Origin of the sequence: Parapedobacter soli, from assembly GCF_025460835.1 — a bacterium.
Lineage (GTDB): Bacteria > Bacteroidota > Bacteroidia > Sphingobacteriales > Sphingobacteriaceae > Parapedobacter > Parapedobacter soli.
Window position 1 is genome coordinate 1 of sequence record NZ_JAMXAY010000074.1, and the last position, 18,329, is coordinate 18,329.

Consider the following 18,329-nt stretch of genomic DNA (forward strand, 5'->3'; position numbering starts at 1 on the left):
TTTATTTAATTTTTAAAACGTCCCAATTTTAATGGGACACTAGTGAGACAAATTAAAGAATTTTATTGATAGCTTGGGCTTTAGGCGCTGAATAATTTTGTATCCAGTACTTTGATGACAATTGGTCAAAATAAAATTACGCACGCGCGTAATTGACCGTAGTAAAATCTCCCACGTTCTTTAATACGGCTTTTTCCGTCTAATAACGTAAGCTATTGAAAGCTTTCTAACCCATTGGAGCCAAGCCGCCCCAGCCCCCTTTTTTGGACTCCAAAAATTCATTGCAATTTCCTTTTACTATTAGTGTAAGAAAACCTCCGCCCGTAATTTCCTAATACGTATAATGACCTGTGAAAAATCTTTGTCGCCGATCTACGCGCGAACAGATAGTTAAAAATTCCCCGTATGCACCTTGTATCACGCGTGATGTGACTTGTAAAAAATCTTTCAAGTAACTTTTAGCGTGATTGTTTGATTATACTCGTAATTAGCGGAATCGTCCCGAAACGTTTTCCCTCGCGCGCGCGTATTGCTTGCCTATCAATAGAAATTGCTATCTGTTAAGGTGCTGCCTGCGGCTCACTTAAAGAATTTTCGCTTATGAGCCTTGACCCTCGTAGCCTCGTCTACTTCTTTCTTTTTGAAGAAAATATTCCTTCCAATCCGATGATGTGGTATCGATCCCGATTCTACCTTCTTGTAGATGTTTTCAATAGAACATTTAAGATGCCTTGCGACTTCTTTTACATTCATCGTTACATCCGGTTCATAGCCCTCCGGCGTGGTGAGCTTGTCTTTTACGATGGCCTTTAGTTCGGCTATCTCCTGTCTCAGTAATGCTACCTCATTGGGCAGGTCGTCAAATGGTATTCTTTCCATGTTTTTCTAATTGTGTGTCAATGATATTGAATCGCTAATTGTATAACTGCAACTTTTTTGTCATTTCTATCGGGTTAAACCAGTTATGCAATAAAAATGCACCGCGCATAAAATCCATTAATTTGTGCGCATAATTTCCGGCAAAAAATGTGTGCCTTCCTTAGGCTTCAAATCGGTCTACTTCCGACGCTTAAATATTACGTGATCTGTGACGTCGATTTCTTCTTCTTTTGGTAGGCCTCCGCGCAGCCAGCTTTCGAGGTATTCACGATCAAAATAAAGGCGGCCTTCGTTACGACATGGTTTTATCTTCCCCCTATGAACTAAGCTTCGTATTGCCTCCTGTGATTTACCTAAGAATTCAGCCGCTTGCTTGGTGCTTAGCGTCTTTGGTAGGATGCTTTTACCCCTTACTTCGTTAAGTTCCTGCCGTAGGTCTTTTATTTCTTGATAAATCAATTGCAGCACCCGTGGCACATCATTGAAAGTTATTTGTTCCATTTTCCAAAGCGAGAAAAAATATTCCACTTTTTCATCGAAAATAATTCTTGGCGCTATAATCTCCCCTCAGCCATCGTTCGAATACGTCTCTGTCAATGCGGTATCTGTTTCCCACCATGAAGGCGTTCAGTGTCCCGGCGTAAATGTGGTTACGTATTGCCGCCTGTGTTCGGCCTGCCAATTCCGCAGCCTGTTTGATACTTAGCGTTTGGGGCAATTTGCCTTTGCTATCGCCTAATTCCATTCTCAAAAGCCGGATTTCGTTAGCAAGCTCCATCACCAGCCTAGGTAAATCTTCAAATCGTGGTTGTTCCATTGTTTTTCCTTGCTAAACGGGTATGGGTACTCAATTATTATCAATAAAAAAGCCCCGGCAAAAACCGAGGCTTCGATAAAGCGAGATGTCACACTATCAATGCACTATCTGTAACTCCATTGATTTCAATTTTTTTGTTATCCGTTCTTTAGTTTCTATGTAAAGTTTATTTATTGCGTTGTCGTATCCCCCTGTTTCATCAGAATATTGGCAAGCTTTGTCAATATCGAGAATAACATTGAAGTCATCGCTATTCAGTGTGTCAAAAAAGCAATGTAGCCGCTCCAACAACTCATAACTGTTTTTGAGTTCGGCATCGTTGGCAGCGTCACGGGCGCAAAGCCTCATACATAACCTAATAGTTTGGAGAAACTCATACACCCCAGGCGCCCCGGCACCGCGTTCCTGAAAACCGAGGAATTCAATCGCTTGTGAGATTATATCCTTAATGCGAATGGTATTATACACCGCCATTAACTTGCTTTTCTGGCTTTCGCTGAGGTGGTCTGCATTAATAAAATCATTTGGGTAATTCATAATCTTGTTGATTTACGGGTTAACGGATATGTTTTTCGAAAATATCATCAAACAGGGTATTCATTTCCCTGATTGTTTCCCGGCTGAATGCTGCGACGTACATGTTCCGGTGTATGCTGTCCAGCGTATCAGCGTACTGCTTTGTCATGTGCGGGCTTTCTTTACAGGCTGCGTCAAACATCCTTTTAAGGTTGTCTATTTCCTCCGGTTCGGAGCTTCCCCGAATGTATAGCTCGCTGAACAGTGCGTGCAGGTAATACACATCTGATTCGTCCATCTCGATGAGGTATCTATACTTCCCTTGTTTCGTGTAAGTTGCCATAGCTTTATTTTGAATTGATTGATGAATTTTTTTCCTGTAATCTCCTATCGCCTTCGGCCAAGTACTTGTACATTATTCCGAGCGCGTCTGCAAAGTCGCCGTTGCTGTATACGGATGAATCTCGTATCGGGAATTCACCGCCACGCAGTATCCTGATAAGTTCTTTGGCTGTCCAGATGTTGCGGACATGCTCGTTTTCCGCAAAGAAATCTTCGGGGTACTTTACAATGGCCTGTGCGTAAATCCACATGACATCGTCGAGGGCACCGGCCACATCCATAGGGTCAGTGTAGTCGTTGATTAATCCGGCAAGGTTCTCGAAAATACGGGCAACCTCCGGCTTGACCTCCAGTTGCATGATCACTTTTTTTGCTTCCATGATTTCAGTTTTTTGATTGGTTAACATTTACTACACTCTTTGACAATGCTTTGAACATCCCTACGGCATTTCTTACCAAACCAATGGTTGGTCGGGCTAGGTGGACGACCGTGCCTTCCGGGCCTATCAATTGCATGAAACTGGGGTAAACCACTACGATTTTCAATGATTGCCCGAATTTCGATTCGTAGACGACCAGCCCTTTGTTTGTCTGATAGGTTCGGAATCCCATCCCGTTAAGCTGCCTGTTGATTTGAGGGTCAATACCCTGATGTTGATTGGTTGTGGGATTCGCAGCCCCGTTGGTTAGATGACATTTTTTCATGTCGAAATAGATTTAATAACAGGGCAGTCGCTGCGAATCCGCCCAAAGATTGAGGAATTCGGTACTTGCAACCGATCGCTGCCCTTATTGTTAGTAAATTAATTGTCTGAATTTCTCCAGACGGATTCGCAATTCAAAGATGGGAAAAACAAACGGCTTTTGCAAGGATTTTTTCAATTTACTCCGACTGTATCAATCCAAAATAACGTCATTACTTGCGTAGTGGTATTCATCCAACGGCGCGTCATCATCCCTGCTTTCTATAAGTACAACATCAATTACCCCTGTCTCAATATTGTATTTCGATGAAATCGGCATGAAAAGGCTATTACCCAGCCCTTGTATCAAATACATGTGATGGAATTTCCAGTCCCTATTGTTGGTATAGATGCTACCGTTGAATATCTGGCTGGGCTTGTATCTGAACCTCATCATGGCATTTGCTAATAAGCCAGTCAGGCTACCTATCGCTCCCGGACTGTTGGCAGGGTATTTTCCGTCCGTAACTCTGAATTCAACGTTACTCTTGTTGTAAGAGGTCATGTAATTGGATAGGAAGAACCCATTGAATGAGGTGCTTATGCCCAAGTCTACGTTCTGCCTGTTGCTGCGCTTGGATGCTGATGTATTCAGCGATTGGTATGCGTCGTTGTTGTCCTCAACCCGGATAAACACATCGTCCAGTACGTATTTCTGACCTTCAAGCAACGCGAATTCTATTTGCAGTACCCCCGTGTCTTCTGACTGATTGCCATCCAGCAATCCGGGGTCTGGCATCAGTATTTCATTGTTACCGCCCTTCCCCTGGAATACAACGGAAGCAATGTCGCCTATTTTCAGGCTGTCAATCGTTATATCAATCCATCCGCCCGGCAATACATTGCTGCCGCCTGTTGTCGTTGACGTGACAAACGCGTTGACCTCTGCTGTGTGGGGGATAGTAATGCTTGTTGAATCGTATGTCAATGAAGGGAAATCCGCAATCAGCATGTTAGCCACCTTTGCAACGACGGCAGATATGTTATTGTATTCAGCGGGTTCTACCGTTTCCGTGTACTGTTTCCGCTCTACGGTCGTGTAGTATGATTTTATGCTTATGACATCGCCGACCAACGGCCTGCCCGTAAACGTCAGTAGTGACCGTGGCGGCGAACCAGCCGGGTAAGAATGTGTTACTTTCAACCATCCTTCCGCAGGTTCATGTACCTGCCAAAACCCCCACCTGTTTAATACCAGTTCAACCTCATTACCCATCTTGTCTTTAGCCTTGTACAACATCCTTACGCGCAATGGGTTATTGTCCCAAACTATCTTTCCCGATTCGGGATCCTCGGGGTCATCTGGGCTTAAGTAAGGGAATCCGTTTAGCGGAAAGAACGTAAAGCCCCAAGTGATACGCTTGAACAAAATATTGGCATCGATGGGCAAACCCCCAAGCAACGTGAATATTGCACGGTTTTCCGCCGTTCCTGTAACCGGATATGCCAGCTTTACCGAATGGCCGACACCGTCAGGCCTTAACGAATCGTAGGCTTCAAATGTTACCGCTGATTCAGGATCGTCGCTGAATCCCCAATAGAACGGTATCTGGTAGTATGTATCTACCATGTCGAAGCCCCCGTTGGGCAAAATATTCTCTTTTTGGTAGCTTTCATAAGTAACCACTACATCGGTTAAGGCCGGTTTAACCGTCGTAATATGGTTTTCGCTGATAAATGGGTAGTAAACGCTATTCAATCCGGCTACCAAATCTTCGGTTCCAGTGGTAAGGGTAGGGGCAGTACCCGTGTCGGTTGTTAATTCCTTCCAGTTATAGACACCTCCGGCAATGTCATTGATGCGTTGCAGGTGCCATTTACCGCCAAACTGGAAAAATCTTGCCCCGACGGACTTGACCATGTTCTCTAATATGTACATACAGCTCCGGGATGAATCAAGCCCTTCTGAAACTCCATTCGGATTATTCCACGCCTCACCTAACGCGCCCCATTGCGTCGTTCCAAATAATAGGTCGTCTTCGTATTCCACCGATTCAACCAATGAAGCCCACCGAAGTGGCAGTGGCTGGTTAAGGTGATTTGAGCCGTAAAGTATGTAGCGCAAAAAGTTAATGGGGCAGCGGTTCGATACCCCGGCAGGCATCGGCCAGTTATTCGGCAATGCGAAAGGTATATCTTTGAGCAACGCCAGTCCATCCGTTGCCACTAATTGTACGGGGTAAGGGGTAGCCCTGAATTTCCGCTGTATGCCATCGGAAATGACGTAGCCCGTCCACCACAGCACGTTGTCACGGTACACATGTACGCGCGATTCCATGTCCTGCAGATTCTGCAATTCCACGATGTCAACATTACCCTCGTTGTAGAATTGGAGCGTAACCTTTGAATTTATGATAGGGGTGTACGGTTCGTCTATGTCGCCATTCCATTCCGCAACCATGGCGGTACGGCCCACACCCGTAAGCTGGATGGCCTCGCCGTAATAGCCGGGGATGTCTATGTCCGCGCGCCATAGCAGGTCAAAATCGTCACGCATCGGTATAGTGTACTTTATAGCCATTACACGCCCCTCCCTAAGCTATTGTTAGTCCTTGACAAAGAGGCGACAAGGTTCTGTCCGTTAATAACGAATTCGATTTGTCCAAATTCGTTCCGTTCGACGCCGGTCACCATCCCTTGTGCGGTCTGCTGGCCCATGATTTGCGACGTATAAGCAAGTGCGTTTCTCCGTTCCATTAATGCAGTTTGTTTCTTCTGTTCTTCAAGTTGACGCTCGGTTAGCTTTTCCTGCCTTTTCGCAGATTCTCCACCGAGCCATCCGGAAATCCCACCTATTACGGCACCAACTGCTGCACCTATTGCGGTACCAAGCCCAGGGACGGCCGACCCGAAGGTAGCCCCGGCCGCTGCACCATTTAATAAGCCCCCAATCGCTTGGTTACCGACACTAGTTTTCTTGGTCGCGCCTTGCAAAAGCTGCCCACCTATCCCTACGCCCAAAGCACCAATATTAACCCAATCCGATTTACCGAGGGATTTACCTTCTTTCCCTATGCTTCCAAAAACGCTTGTAATGGATCTCTCCATTTGGTTAGCCAGCGTATTATTGATAACCCGATCGAAAGACGAAAACAATGAGCTCCCTATTGCAAACATGTAGTCTCCCACTCGCTTTGTCTCGGTATCATGAAGCCATTGCAAAGAAGTTGACATACTATTGATGAATTGGCTAGATGCACGCTTTAGCCCTTTCTCAATCATTGATGTATCGATTTCAAGTGCATTCGCTTCTTTGAATTTTTCAGCTATCCGCTTTGACCAATCCTGCGGAACGACTTCACCCATGCCCAGGTTCAAAATATTAGCTGTACCCTTCAACGCTATCGGCTCGGATTTCAAGACAACCCGTCCTCCCTTTGTTTCCATGCCAACATCTTTCAGGATACGGGCTGTTTCCGCGGCTTGGAATCGTCTCAATTCGATTTGCTGCGATATGCTGTCTTTAGCGGCTTCTAATTCCTTAGCCCACTTGTATTTCGATGCCTGAAGCTCTTTTTCCCATCCGTCCAACGACGCTACGTGCGCTGATTCCCTCAACTGCATTAGTTTTTCCGTGGTAAGGATTGCCGCTTCGTTCTCCTTTTTTGAAGTTTCCACACCAACTTCCCCGGCTGTTTTTAGGTTGTCACCCAATGACTTGGCCGCATCAGCTGCGTTTCTCAACGATGCATCATAATCCCGCATGGCCTGTCCGGCTTCGTCCAGTCCATAGTAGGCTAAAAGGTTCCGCTGCTCGGGTGTTAGGTCAAAGCCGATTGATTGTAGATTCTGTGCGGCCTTTACCGCTTCTTGATTAGATTCCGCCAGCCATTGTTTGAAATTATCCAGCGTACCTTTGGCGCCGGTTCGCCAATCCATGAAACTCTTTTCGTTGGACGCAGCCATCTTGTTAATGGCTCGCTGGTAACGCTCCGCATCTTTAGTGGCTGCATCGAAGTCTTTATTCAACTGCTTGGCAGTGGATATATTCATATCCTTCACAAGCTGCTGGTGGGCGCGCGATAGATTATGTACCCTATCCACACTGATGGAAAGGGCATTGCCGTATTTATCCCACTCGGTGACCGCCGATGGAAGTACCTGCGCGATCTGGTTGATTACCGATTTCAGTTCTTCACTTTCACGGTGCGTCTTGTTGCTGTTGGCAATCAATTCGCCGTACCGGTTTATGAGGTCGCTTATCTTTGTTGATTGCTGGTCGAATGCTGTCCGCACATCGCCTAGTTTTGCTACAAGCACGTCGCCTTCCCTCGTCAGGCCCGTTATCTGTCCAAGCCATTGCGCAATTGCAGACTGGGCATCCGAATTGACGAATGCTTCCGTAAACCGACGACCCAACTGTTTCAATACACCAGCCAAGTTGAGATTACGCATAGCGAACTGTTCCGCCGCCTTTGCGCCTGTATTGTATTCCTTGGTGCTAAGCTCGGTCAGCTTCGTAAGTTTCTCCTGATCCTGCGATAGCAGTAGTACTGCGTTCCGGTAGCGCTCGGTTTTTATACCAGCGCTGTTAAGGATGTCATAGAATTGGGTTGTCGTCTTTCCGCCAGCCGCTAGCCCGGCAAAGAACTTACGTAAGGCCGCATCAGCGTCGGTGTTGATAAGGTCTGTGAATTCCTGCAACGATAACCCTGCATCAGCTATTTGTGCAATCGCATGGAAGTCACCGCGCTTCGCAGCCAGTTGACCGATAAGCTTTGAAATGGCCGTACCCGCAACCTCTGCACTTACACCCGCTTCTTCCAATACTGCGCCATAAGCAAGTATGGTTGGCAGCGCTATGCCTGTGGTACGGGCGGCCCCGCCGACACGTTGGGTGAAATCTACAAGGAACTGGCCTGTTGCCAAACCGGCTTGCCCAAGAGCTAAGATGGCACTACCTGTCTTCTGCATGGCTTCGCCAGCTGTCAAATTCTCCTTTTCGGCAATCCTGAAAACACCATTGATTTTACCCAGACTTTCCGCAACGACCTGTGCCCCGCCGGGTATTTCGTTCGCTAGTGCTACTCCGAGAAAATCAAGTGCCTGCGTGAATCCTGCAAGTTCTTTTTTGGCAATACCCAATTGGCCGCCAATTGCGGAAACCTGCAATAGGTCGTCCAACCCGGTACGGGTAGGTATCGCTTTCAATTGACCGACCAATTCCTTCACTTCGGAAGCGCTCAATTCAGCGGTCCGTTGTACGTCTGCAATACTGTCTGAAATCTTTACGTTAGTGGATACTACCGCACCCGCCCCGCGCATAACAGAGTACAGTGAGCCGTACATGCCTATCAGGTTCTTAAGCTCCCCCCCAATTCCGCCTAATGGATAATTGCCTACGTTGCGCTGTCTGTTGCCCATAAGCGCATCAAATTCCTTGAGCTGTCCGTTTAGCTTCCGGTATTCCGCTATTTGCGCCTTTACGGCCGCATTACTGGTATTAAATCCGCCTGCGGTTTCACGTATCGACTTTCCTAGAGCCGTAAGCCGTTGTTGGGCTTCACGGTAAGAGCCAGATGCGGCTGTTGTAGAAGTCTTATCTTGGGCACGCGCTACCGCAAGCTTTTTAAGCTCAATGTTAAGCTTGCTGTATTCGTTTTTAAGAAGCTGCGCTTCCCGCTTAGCGGCTGCCATGGCAACCTTTTCTGCGTCCAAGGCAGCTTTAGAGCCGCTACCGCCTATCGATGATCCCCGCGTAGAGTTTACTGAACTTATGACCGTTTTCAGGTCACCGTACAGCTTCTTTGTTTGGGTTAGCTGCGTATTGAGGGCTTTTAGGTTATTTACTGCTCCCGCTGTGTTGAAATCAATCTTTAAGCCTTTGACTTCTTTTGCAGTGGAAGCCAATGCCCTAAGCGATTGCCTTGTATCGCCTATGCGCTTCGTTATACGGTCGTCTACACCTACCTTTAGGTTGATTTTCTGTAAGTTATTGCTGAAATTACGGACAAGGGTTTGCGAATCGGCAAGAACCGATTTAAGCTCCTTATTGGTTGCACCTATGCCCACCTCTAGTCTAGCCATGATATTTTTCTCCTTTCTTGTTTATTTACATTTCGGGTCGAAATGGTAACCTTTCCCGCTTGGGTCTCCCAGATTAACAGTAAAACGATCTTCGATTACATCGATTTTTTTGATTGCCGTTTCTTGTTCCAGTAGCTCCCGGATGAAAGACATTTTGCCGCCTGTGTTAAGCGCCCTGAACCCTGTTTTTATCGTCTCGAAATTATTCTCTATGAATTCCTTTTCCGCAGGTGTCGATGTTCCTTTTTTAATTATCGTTGCTTTGTAAGCAAGTGCTTCGTTTTTAATTTCAGTATCCATTTCGTTACCCCCTTTTTTTCTATTGTTACTTATTCTTTTTGAGTTTATCATGACAGTTCACTTAATCGTTCTCATCTTTTCCAACGTTTTATAAAAGCTGATTAAGCCCTGCCGGTGCCGCTCCTGCAAAATCCTATCAATTTCCCTTCTACGTATTTCGAGGTATTCATCGATAGGTGCCCTTACTTTCGGCTTCCTCATATTTTCATAGCCGATTTGGGCCGCACATCTTATGCTATAACCGGCATTCCTTGCAGCACGTGACGCATTTAAATACTTGCAATACTCCCGGATGAATTTCTTTTGCCTGTCTGTCATTGCTCAAATGTTAACTTTTGTCAACTTTTATCAGGTTTATTACGTTTGTCACCTCCCTAAAGCTGCCTATTGAATCATGATTATTTCGTCGTCCTCATCATCCCCGAACAACGGCTGCTCAACCATCATTTCCGTATTGGCAGCTTTTGGTACGGGTAACGAGAACCTCAACAACCTTTCGATGAAAGCCAACTTATTAACAGGATCCAACTGGTCGAACGCCACCTGTATGCTGTCCCAGTTCGCATCGAGAAAGCTATTAACCGCTTCACGTAAATCTTTGCTTACCTTGTTGGGCACACCTTTGGGTCTGCCATTAGGATTATTGGTCTGTCCTTTTTTCAATCCTTTTGCCATATCATATTCTTTTTTACACTTACCTAATCCCGATGATTATCGGGAAGAATGAACACCACCTTTTTGCCGGCTATGTAAATCGGGTCGGGGACTACCTCGTCTTTTTCGACAACTTGGAATGTATTATGCCCGTCGGTCGCTACCTGCCGAACCAGCAGCAACGCTTTATCGTCGTGGGGCAACCTTTCGACTCCATCATTGAGTACACAGAAATCCACATTGCCCTTTTTTTTCAATGCCAACAATGCGCCTTTATTGTTTGCCAGTACCAGCGCCTCTAAGCATTCTCGGTGCTCCGGCGTTCCTTTTCTTAATGTTCTCATTTTACCCTGTTTGCCGCTAAGTTGATAACTGGAAAGCCAAGCCTCGTCGCCACGAGCGCCCCGTCAGAGGGATACAGGTGGATAAAAACAATCGGGTAAGGTTTCGTCAGTCCTTGTATCGCTTCATCCGTTACGTAAGCATGGCCGTCGAAAACAGCATGGAAGTCCGAATGCGGATTATCTCTTAGGACTTTGAGCCCTTCCATATCAAGTTCTTTAATAAGTCCCTTTTTTCTACTCACGTATGCTTTTGAGCCGTTAAGCAACTGGTAACCATAATGCCCGCCACTTTTTTGACTTCCCAGCCTTGCCATGCCTTCCGGGTATGGCACCCCACTACCGTTCAGTGGGGCATTTATACTATCCGTTTCCCTCAGTGCCTTCATTTTGTTCAATTATTTGGTCTATCAATATGTTGAGCTGCGTATCGCTAAGCTGCCCTAACCTGTTCTGGGTTTCAACCTTTGCGTCTAGTGTCGTTGAGGTGAGCTTTGGTAGCGAATAAGAGAGAAGCTTCTCAATGAATGCAAGCCTATCTTTTGGATCCAATGCGTCAAGGTCGTCTTGTACCCGAGGCCAATTGCCATCCAGCAAATCGGCGATGGCCTTACGCAAATCGCTTGTAACCTTATTGGGTATTCCCTTCGGCCGCCCGTTTGGATTGTTCGTCATCCCCTTTTTAAGCCCTCTAGCCATTTTGTATTTCTTTGTTGTTTTCAAAATCCGGTGCTACGTTTTCGAGGTCTGCCAGCGCCTCGTTTTGAGAAATTGCTTGCCAGTACCCAGTGTCCCTTTTCTGCTCGATAAGGAAATCAATGGTATGGCCGTTCATGTACGATGCAGCATTTTCAAAACCCAACGCCTTGGCGTAATTATCATCCACGACGAAGTACATCTTACGTGTATCCCAATCCTGCAACGTCGTTATCTCCAATCCATTCAACAGGTAAATACTGTGGATGTACTTCTTGCCGAACTTCTCGCCGATGAGCTGCAACTCATGCCCGTTGACCGTCCTTTTCTTTCCTCGGTATTCTTCGGGTAATTCCCAGAGCGGTTTGCCTACTGCTTCCGAAATAGTTGCCTTGTTTGGATGCTCGATAATAAAGCACTTGCATGCCGGCATATTTGTGTACCTACCGTCGTCGTTAAAGAGGTCGCCCGTCTCCATGCACTGGTGGATAATCGTAGCACCCTCAATGGTTGCCCGCAATCTTACTGCCTCGATGTCATTCATTTTTCCCATATCCGTTACTTGTTTACTGTTCTCCACGTTCCTCTAGCTCGATAATCCGGTCAGACAAGATGAAATTCTCCGCTTTCAATTTGATAGATTCTTCTCCTAAAGAATCACACATCCTTACATATTGCATTATGCAGTCTATACGTTCCTCGGCGTCGGTTATCGTCGCCGTTTCCTTTGCGATGAGGTAAACCGCTCTATCTCGTTCCGTGTGGAATGTACGTTGTCTTGTTTCCATTGTCTACTATTTAGTTAGTGCCATAATGCATTTCCGCGGCCAGTTTCCTTTTTTCCGGATCGCGCGATCGCCGTAAAATATCATATCTGGAAACCGATGCGTTACTGTATTTGTCCATGTTGGCGGGTTTAAGCACGTATGACGGCGTCATTAGGACAAGGTTCTGGTCTTTGTGCCATTTGTCCTCGCAGATGGCTACCATGGCGCGCTCCATCTTTTCGTAAGTCACGCCCGATTTTATCAGTTCGTTAAGCTGGATACGGTCGTCATCCGTCAGTACGTGTGTCGTAGGGGTGAATAAGCCACCTTTAATCTCGTTGAATCTCGCAATGAAATAATTAGACTTTTTCTCGAAATCTTTTACCCACTGGTATTCTTCAACCTGGTAATCGCTTTCTTCCACGTCTATAGTCTCATCTCCTTTAGTCGGCCCTGTTGTGGGCGAAAGACCCCAAACTCTTGCGAAAACCGTTAGGTTATGCTCCAGCTTGGATATGCGTTTGGGATTCTGCCGCTGTCTATGCTCTTGGGGGGATGGCAGTTCGTTCTCCCATGCCCTGTTGTTTAGGAATGTTGAGGGGTTTTTGCGGAATTGTTTGTCCGGTGTTGCCGCAATGTAGCCGGGCAGGTAGGCCAGTATGGCTTTTTTGTCTTCTGCTTTTAGGTTGTTCCATTTACGGTTACACTTTTCCCTATCAACTTTTTTATCATACAAATTCCAAAAACAATCAAAAGAAAAATCACAATCATCCCCCTTTAGGGGTAAGGGGGTATTATTAATTGATTTATTAATTGACTTATTCTTATTGACTATATTATCCTCGGTGTTTTCACCGATAGGGGTATCGGCGTTTTCAACTATACCTATAGGCGTTTTCACCGATAGGGTATCGGCGTTTTCACTGGTAGGGTGGGCATCTACTTCCGTGTGCAATGCCAACCCGCCAAGTAGCGACTTTCGAAGTGCTTCAGATAGTGAAATAGTTCGCCTGATAATCTGCTTACTATTTGGCTTGTATTCCATCGCAATATTTATAAAGCCCCTATCTTTTAAAGATGAAAGCATGCGAGTGACCCGATCCTTACTTACGCCCAGGATGTCAGAAAAGCCTTGATTGCTTTTGAAACAAGTCTTATTTGCTTTGGTCAGGTTCACAATTTCAGTAAGCAATATTTTGTCCGCCGGGGACAGTTCCCGGTTGAACCAAATTTCTATCGGCACTTGGACGGAAGTAAATGAGTGATGTCTATTAGTCTCCATTTCCTGCCCTCCTAGAAAAGTTTCATTTGATTAGACTTCATTTTCCGCAGTCGCGCGAACTCTTTTGGATTAGTGCTGATGAGGTGTGCCATGTGCCTCGTATACGGGCACACCACCTCTTTGTCCGATTGAACCAGCTTACCCTCTTTTTCAAGATTTCGCTTGTAGCGACATCCAGCTTCAACGGGTATACCCATGGCCTCGCAGAAAGCTTTCTTTGTGGTAGTTACATGTTGTAGCCCGATATAGAAAAGTACATCTTCGGAATATTTGCGCTTCAGTTCGAGAAAGGTTAGCTGTTCAGCTCGACAAACTTTATTGCGTATGGTTTCCACAATAAATTGTTTATCTTTGCCTCTATCACGAATAAAAAGAATTTGCCCTGCTTGCCCGGCGGGGCTTTTTCGTATAGCTTCCATTATGCCGCCCCTCTCTTTTTGATGAATGATTCTAGTTCACCCCAATCAATTCTGACTTGCCTACCAATATTGAAAGATTTTAATTGACCGGTTTTTACCAACGTATCTAAAGTTGGTAAAGAAATACCTAGATGATTAGCCGCTTCTTTTCGGGTTGCGGGCGGTCGGGCCGATTTCTCACTCTTATTCTCCAACCCTTTGAAGAATGTTTCTATTTCCTCCCTAAATAGCTGTCGTATTTCAGGAGTTGTAAGTGAGGTTAAAAATACATTTTCCATTGTGTTGCTGTTAATTACAACACAAAGGAATATAAGAAAAAATGGGGAAAAGACGAATAGTAGCTACGTAGTAGGTACTATGAGTTTACTGTAATTTGGCAATATCGTTTTCTATTGCTCTTTGTATTTGAGGATATTCGGATAACGATTGTTGAATGTTGGTCAGCTGCTTGATATTTCCTGAGGTGCCGGTTTCAATTCTGCCATAGGCTTTTTCTATATTTTTCGCATTCCTCAGATGTCCATATTTTTCTCCAACCTGCTTGGGTACGATATAAGCCTCTTCCCGAGATCCAACTAAGTACCAGTGCCTTAAAGCAATTTCGAATGCTGATAATTCAGAAAGTTCGGTGTTGGAAGCACCAGACACGTCGACAACACTGTCTTTTATGATATAGTAACTTTTATCATCTTTATCATGACCATTGTATTCACGTAAAAGTGCCTCAACCTTTAACAAAGTGGGACGAAAATTGTCAAGGAACATCTGAACAAATAGCTTCGGGTTATTTACAATATAAAACCACGCTCTGTAACTAGCCCCGACTTTTTTTGCATTCTCGAAAAAAAGATCGTGCTTTAAAATTTTTTGCCTATTATTCAAGTAACCCCTCGTGCTTAGGACGTGGTGACTTATAGTTACCTCTCTAAAAATACGATCTGCTACTATATTCATGTCAGCTCCGAAGACTCCGGTTTCGTCCTCCACTATAGATTTAAAATTGTTATAACCATCCCAGAAACCTTGTGCATAACTTTTTAAATAAGGGGCAACACTTCCCCTATCCAAGAGTTCCCCGGATTCTCCATGAATTTTTTGCGCTTCCAATTCGTCTACAAAATTATTCAAGTCGGCTTGATAGGCGTATAAATAAAAATCACTACACTCGATACGAGCAAACCTGCCTGTTAGGTTGTGCTCATCATTGAAACCATACCCATACATAAACACAGCCCATATCTCTCTCGGGGCCTTTTCTAATGCACCCCCTGTCGTTTGGTCAATTGGATCGAATTTGCCTGTCACAACAATCATCACTCACCTCCTCCCACAACTTTAAGTTTCGCCCTTTCCTGTTCGGCCTGCCGGTCACGTAGCAACCTCAGCATCATCTGGGCCTTGTCCTCGTTATTCTTGCGTATGTAGGTAAGAAAAGCTTTTTCGGTTCTATGGCCCGTTATAGCCATGATAAGCAGTGTTGGGATGCCCAGCTCAAACATATTCGTAGCAAACGATCTGCGTGCCGTGTGGGTGCCTATTAGCGAATAGAAAGCCACTTTCTTCAACACGCGCTTACCTTTGACGTAATCAACGAAATCAACCTCCTGCGTAAACCCTGCCAATTCACCCAATGTTTTAAGATGTTCGTTGAGCTTCTGTATAGATATGGATTCGGGTGCCCGTCCCCCGTTCTTGTCCAGTACAGCCCGCAGATTATCCATAATTGGGATGGCAACACGCTCCCCGGTCTTTTGCGTCTTTATACGGATGAAATCGCCGTCAATATGTTTCGGCTCAACGGTGGAATAATCGGAGAACCTCAGCCCCGTATAAGCCCCTATAAGGAATAGATCGCGCGACCGGTCAAGATGTGGTTTGTCGCTGAGGTCGAGCCCTGCCAGCGTATCCAGTTGGGCGCTGTTGAGGTAAATGGTGTTCTCCGTTTCCGGTTGTGGCTTGATGAACTTCCGGTCTTTATACCCGGTGTTATTGTGGTAGCCCTCATGCCTAGCTGATTCCATGATGGTTTTCAGGCATTTGACCAGCGTCCCAAAATAGCCCGGCGTATGGTCCTGCGATTCGACCATATCTTTGAACCGATAATAGAAATCCATACCGATGTCGTCGAAAAGCACATCATCTGATCCGATATGCTGCCGGTACTCCTTCAGTTTAAATTCAAGGTTGCCGTATGACTTATGGGTTTCGGCCGAATAGGGCATACCCTTATTCTTTCCGCTTTGGAGCAGGCGCTTGCCTTTCTTTATCTCATCCCGGAAAGTCGTGGTGTAATTTATCAGGCTTTTATCGTTGAGGTCAGGCCCTTCGGTTTCTTCGGGGATATTGAATACCGCCCGCCTCAACTCTTCCTGAAATGCTTTCAAGTCTACCGGGAATGCCCTATGCTTCTCGATGTATGCGTTATAGCGCTCCAGTATGGCAGTGTCAGCCTTTTTCAGTGCTATCTTGATGTCGGCTGCGTTGACGTTCCCTACGTGCTGTGTGGGTTTGCCGTCCTTCCAGTACCTCGGCTGGGCTTTGGTGATGTTGGATATTACTATACGTTGGTTGTTGAATCTAACCACCGCATTGACCGGCATATCCTTGTTGGCCGGTTTGGTTGCCCGCAGGTTGAAATTGATATTCACGGGGAAATTCCCGTTAACGATTTTATTAGCCATAACTGTAAATTCTAACCGACAACAAATATAACGAAACCGACAACGAAATCATAAAAGCGTTGTCGGTTTATTTTGTTTTGCCTTGTTTTTGTTTTGCTAAGATTATTCGAAAACGATGTTTATAGGCGTATTAAAGCAATTTTATTTGTTTGGCTTTTTGATGTTTTTCGATAGTTATGTTCCCTTCGGGAACACAAGAAAGCGCCTTTCTCGGCGCTTTTGTGTTTTCAAGGGATGAGAACCGAAGCGATGGCCCGGGTTCGAACTGCCTCGCTGCGGACAAGGTGTATGGGGCGGAGCGACGCAGCCAATCCCTTCGGGAACACAAATCTTACCATCAAAACGTACAAAAGCCCGCGAATTGACCATTTGCGGGCTTTTTTGGTTTACAGCACCCTGATTCATTCAATTATTCTCATAAAAACAGTGAGTGATTCAGTGAGTCAATCCCCAATCTACCCACTACTCACTGGAAGCGTATTAAGTTATTGAACTACAACCTGTTCAATAGCCGAACATCTTGACCACGTACGGCTGCAAGGCTAACTTTGTCCACCATAAATGATGTATTATCATAAGTACAAATTATTCCTTGCTCTTCTACTTGAAGAAACCGAAAAACTATGTTAGCGGCCCCGTTCCCATTTACATGCGGATTACCGTTGACGGAATCCCGAAAGAAGTTTCAATCGGCAGGTCGGTCGACCCCTCCCGCTGGAGGCCCAAAGCGAATCGGGCGGCAGGCACCAAAGAAGAAAGCCGCACATTAAACAGCCACCTTGAAACCCTTGTCCGGAACATGGATGACGTCCATACGATACTTATCAAGGAAAATGCCACTATCACCGCCGATTTGCTCAAAATGCGGTTTCTTGGACAGGACATCAAAAGACATTACCTGATTGAAATATACCTTGCCATAATCGAAAGATGGAAGCCCTGCTCGGCAAAGGATAAAAGCCAGGCACGCTGAAAGGTTACAAAACTTCCGTTGGACACCTTACCGATTACGTGCTAAAGCGATACGGGGAAATGGATATTGATATTCAGTGCATCGACCATGCGTTCATTGAGGGTTACGAATTCTTCCTCCGCACGGAAAAAAGTTGCACCCCCATATCCGCAGCCAAATACATGAAGCATTTTCGCAAGATTGTCAAATTGTGCCTTGCCCACCGCTGGATTACCGCAGACCCATTCGTGTTTTACAAGAATACCGCAAAGCCAAAGGAAAAGGTATTTCTCACACAGGACGAACTTGACCGGATAATGGCCAAGCAATACGTCACACCACGGTTGGCGCATGTTCGCGACATATTCATTTTCAGTTGCTACACCGGTCTGTCGTATGCCGATGTGAAGAAATTGAGAAGTTCCGTCATTGCCAAGGGTGTGGACGGCAAGCTGTGGATACTAAGCAGCCGGGAAAAAACGGAGACAATTACCAATATCCCCTTGCTACCGCAGGCAAAGGAAATCATCGACCGCTATGCGGGCTACCCTCCCTGTGCTTCCAAGGACTTAGCCCTTCCCGTATTGAGCAATCAGAAGATGAACAGCTACCCCAAGGAGATAGCTGACCTGTCCGGCATTACCAAGACGCTGACGTTCCACATGGCTCGGCACACCTTCGCTACTACGATAACATTAAGCAACGATGTCCCTATTGAAACCGTTTCCAAGATGCTCGGCCATACAAATATCAAGACCACCCAGCATTATGCAGAGCTGCTGGATACGCGAATTGCCAACGATATGCAAACTTTACAGCGTAAGTTGTTATGAAGTTAATTTACCCATACTCGATATCTGTTTGGGGATATTTAGTCAACCCTTAAAAAGCCCAATATTTCTTTTTTGAAGTC

Annotated in this window: 24 protein-coding genes and 1 pseudogene; 2 read left to right on the forward strand and 23 right to left on the reverse strand. The window is 45.6% G+C overall.

Going from position 1 to position 18,329, the window contains the following annotated elements:
- Positions 1–579: 579 nt before the first annotated feature.
- The 23 genes and pseudogenes from NGM62_RS19955 to NGM62_RS20060 form a co-directional block, all read right to left on the reverse strand.
- Entirely contained in the window at positions 580–879 is a 300-nt protein-coding gene (locus NGM62_RS19955) for a helix-turn-helix domain-containing protein (protein WP_262250078.1), read from the reverse strand.
- Between the two features lie 177 nt (positions 880–1,056).
- Entirely contained in the window at positions 1,057–1,380 is a 324-nt protein-coding gene (locus NGM62_RS19960) for a helix-turn-helix domain-containing protein (RefSeq protein WP_262250079.1), read from the reverse strand.
- Positions 1,381–1,411: 31 nt separating this feature from the next.
- Positions 1,412–1,696 carry a helix-turn-helix domain-containing protein gene (locus tag NGM62_RS19965; protein WP_262250080.1) on the reverse strand — a complete coding sequence of 95 codons (285 nt, stop codon included), beginning with the start codon at positions 1,694–1,696 and terminating at the stop codon, positions 1,412–1,414.
- A gap of 96 nt (positions 1,697–1,792) precedes the next feature.
- Positions 1,793–2,233, reverse strand: a complete 441-nt coding sequence (locus tag NGM62_RS19970) for a hypothetical protein (protein WP_262250081.1) — start codon at positions 2,231–2,233, stop codon at positions 1,793–1,795.
- A gap of 19 nt (positions 2,234–2,252) precedes the next feature.
- Positions 2,253–2,555, reverse strand: a complete 303-nt coding sequence (locus tag NGM62_RS19975; RefSeq protein ID WP_262250082.1) for a hypothetical protein — start codon at positions 2,553–2,555, stop codon at positions 2,253–2,255.
- Positions 2,556–2,559: 4 nt separating this feature from the next.
- Positions 2,560–2,934 (reverse strand): hypothetical protein, encoded by a 375-nt coding sequence (locus tag NGM62_RS19980; RefSeq protein WP_262250083.1) that lies wholly within the window; start codon positions 2,932–2,934, stop codon positions 2,560–2,562.
- Between the two features lie 4 nt (positions 2,935–2,938).
- Positions 2,939–3,259, reverse strand: a complete 321-nt coding sequence (locus tag NGM62_RS19985) for a hypothetical protein (protein WP_262250084.1) — start codon at positions 3,257–3,259, stop codon at positions 2,939–2,941.
- A 192-nt stretch (positions 3,260–3,451) separates the two neighbouring features.
- On the reverse strand, positions 3,452–5,794 hold the full coding sequence (locus NGM62_RS19990; protein WP_262250085.1) for a hypothetical protein: 2,343 nt from the start codon (positions 5,792–5,794) through the stop codon (positions 3,452–3,454).
- Between the two features lie 23 nt (positions 5,795–5,817).
- Positions 5,818–9,324, reverse strand: a complete 3,507-nt coding sequence (locus NGM62_RS19995) for a phage tail tape measure protein (RefSeq protein WP_262250086.1) — start codon at positions 9,322–9,324, stop codon at positions 5,818–5,820.
- 21 nt (positions 9,325–9,345) lie between these two features.
- Positions 9,346–9,675, reverse strand: a complete 330-nt coding sequence (locus tag NGM62_RS20000) for a hypothetical protein (protein WP_262250087.1) — start codon at positions 9,673–9,675, stop codon at positions 9,346–9,348.
- Positions 9,676–9,681: 6 nt separating this feature from the next.
- Positions 9,682–9,942: a terminase small subunit gene (locus NGM62_RS20005; RefSeq protein ID WP_262250088.1), complete on the reverse strand. Its 261-nt coding sequence runs from the start codon at positions 9,940–9,942 to the stop codon at positions 9,682–9,684.
- Positions 9,943–10,008: 66 nt separating this feature from the next.
- Positions 10,009–10,299, reverse strand: a complete 291-nt coding sequence (locus NGM62_RS20010) for a hypothetical protein (RefSeq protein WP_262250089.1) — start codon at positions 10,297–10,299, stop codon at positions 10,009–10,011.
- A 23-nt stretch (positions 10,300–10,322) separates the two neighbouring features.
- Positions 10,323–10,622 carry a hypothetical protein gene (locus NGM62_RS20015; RefSeq protein ID WP_262250090.1) on the reverse strand — a complete coding sequence of 100 codons (300 nt, stop codon included), beginning with the start codon at positions 10,620–10,622 and terminating at the stop codon, positions 10,323–10,325.
- A complete protein-coding gene (locus NGM62_RS20020) occupies positions 10,619–11,008 on the reverse strand; it encodes a hypothetical protein (RefSeq protein ID WP_262250091.1) in 390 nt (129 codons plus the stop codon). Before NGM62_RS20020 ends, NGM62_RS20015 begins: the two co-directional genes overlap by 4 nt.
- Entirely contained in the window at positions 10,983–11,318 is a 336-nt protein-coding gene (locus tag NGM62_RS20025) for a hypothetical protein (RefSeq protein ID WP_262250092.1), read from the reverse strand. The genes NGM62_RS20020 and NGM62_RS20025 overlap by 26 nt, the downstream gene beginning before the upstream one ends.
- Positions 11,311–11,868: a hypothetical protein gene (locus NGM62_RS20030; protein WP_262250093.1), complete on the reverse strand. Its 558-nt coding sequence runs from the start codon at positions 11,866–11,868 to the stop codon at positions 11,311–11,313. Before NGM62_RS20030 ends, NGM62_RS20025 begins: the two co-directional genes overlap by 8 nt.
- 13 nt (positions 11,869–11,881) lie before the next feature.
- Entirely contained in the window at positions 11,882–12,103 is a 222-nt protein-coding gene (locus NGM62_RS20035) for a hypothetical protein (RefSeq protein ID WP_262250094.1), read from the reverse strand.
- Between the two features lie 10 nt (positions 12,104–12,113).
- Entirely contained in the window at positions 12,114–13,127 is a 1,014-nt protein-coding gene (locus tag NGM62_RS20040; protein WP_262250095.1) for a hypothetical protein, read from the reverse strand.
- A 21-nt stretch (positions 13,128–13,148) separates the two neighbouring features.
- Positions 13,149–13,364: pseudogene (locus NGM62_RS22305) on the reverse strand (helix-turn-helix domain-containing protein); the annotation flags it as partial.
- An 11-nt stretch (positions 13,365–13,375) separates the two neighbouring features.
- Complete coding sequence (locus tag NGM62_RS20045) at positions 13,376–13,783, reverse strand: hypothetical protein (RefSeq protein ID WP_262250096.1); 408 nt, start codon at positions 13,781–13,783, stop codon at positions 13,376–13,378.
- Positions 13,783–14,061, reverse strand: coding sequence for a helix-turn-helix domain-containing protein (locus NGM62_RS20050; protein ID WP_262250097.1), 279 nt, complete (start codon positions 14,059–14,061; stop codon positions 13,783–13,785). Before NGM62_RS20050 ends, NGM62_RS20045 begins: the two co-directional genes overlap by 1 nt.
- Before the next feature lie 85 nt (positions 14,062–14,146).
- Entirely contained in the window at positions 14,147–15,100 is a 954-nt protein-coding gene (locus NGM62_RS20055; protein WP_262250098.1) for a hypothetical protein, read from the reverse strand.
- Positions 15,097–16,464, reverse strand: a complete 1,368-nt coding sequence (locus NGM62_RS20060; protein ID WP_262250099.1) for a site-specific integrase — start codon at positions 16,462–16,464, stop codon at positions 15,097–15,099. Before NGM62_RS20060 ends, NGM62_RS20055 begins: the two co-directional genes overlap by 4 nt.
- 604 nt (positions 16,465–17,068) lie before the next feature.
- On the opposite strand from NGM62_RS20060, the gene NGM62_RS20065 reads away from it, so the two are divergent.
- Positions 17,069–17,437, forward strand: coding sequence for an Arm DNA-binding domain-containing protein (locus NGM62_RS20065; RefSeq protein WP_262250100.1), 369 nt, complete (start codon positions 17,069–17,071; stop codon positions 17,435–17,437).
- Between the two features lie 38 nt (positions 17,438–17,475).
- On the forward strand, positions 17,476–18,249 hold the full coding sequence (locus tag NGM62_RS20070) for a site-specific integrase (RefSeq protein WP_262250101.1): 774 nt from the start codon (positions 17,476–17,478) through the stop codon (positions 18,247–18,249).
- The last annotated feature ends 80 nt before the right edge of the window (positions 18,250–18,329 follow it).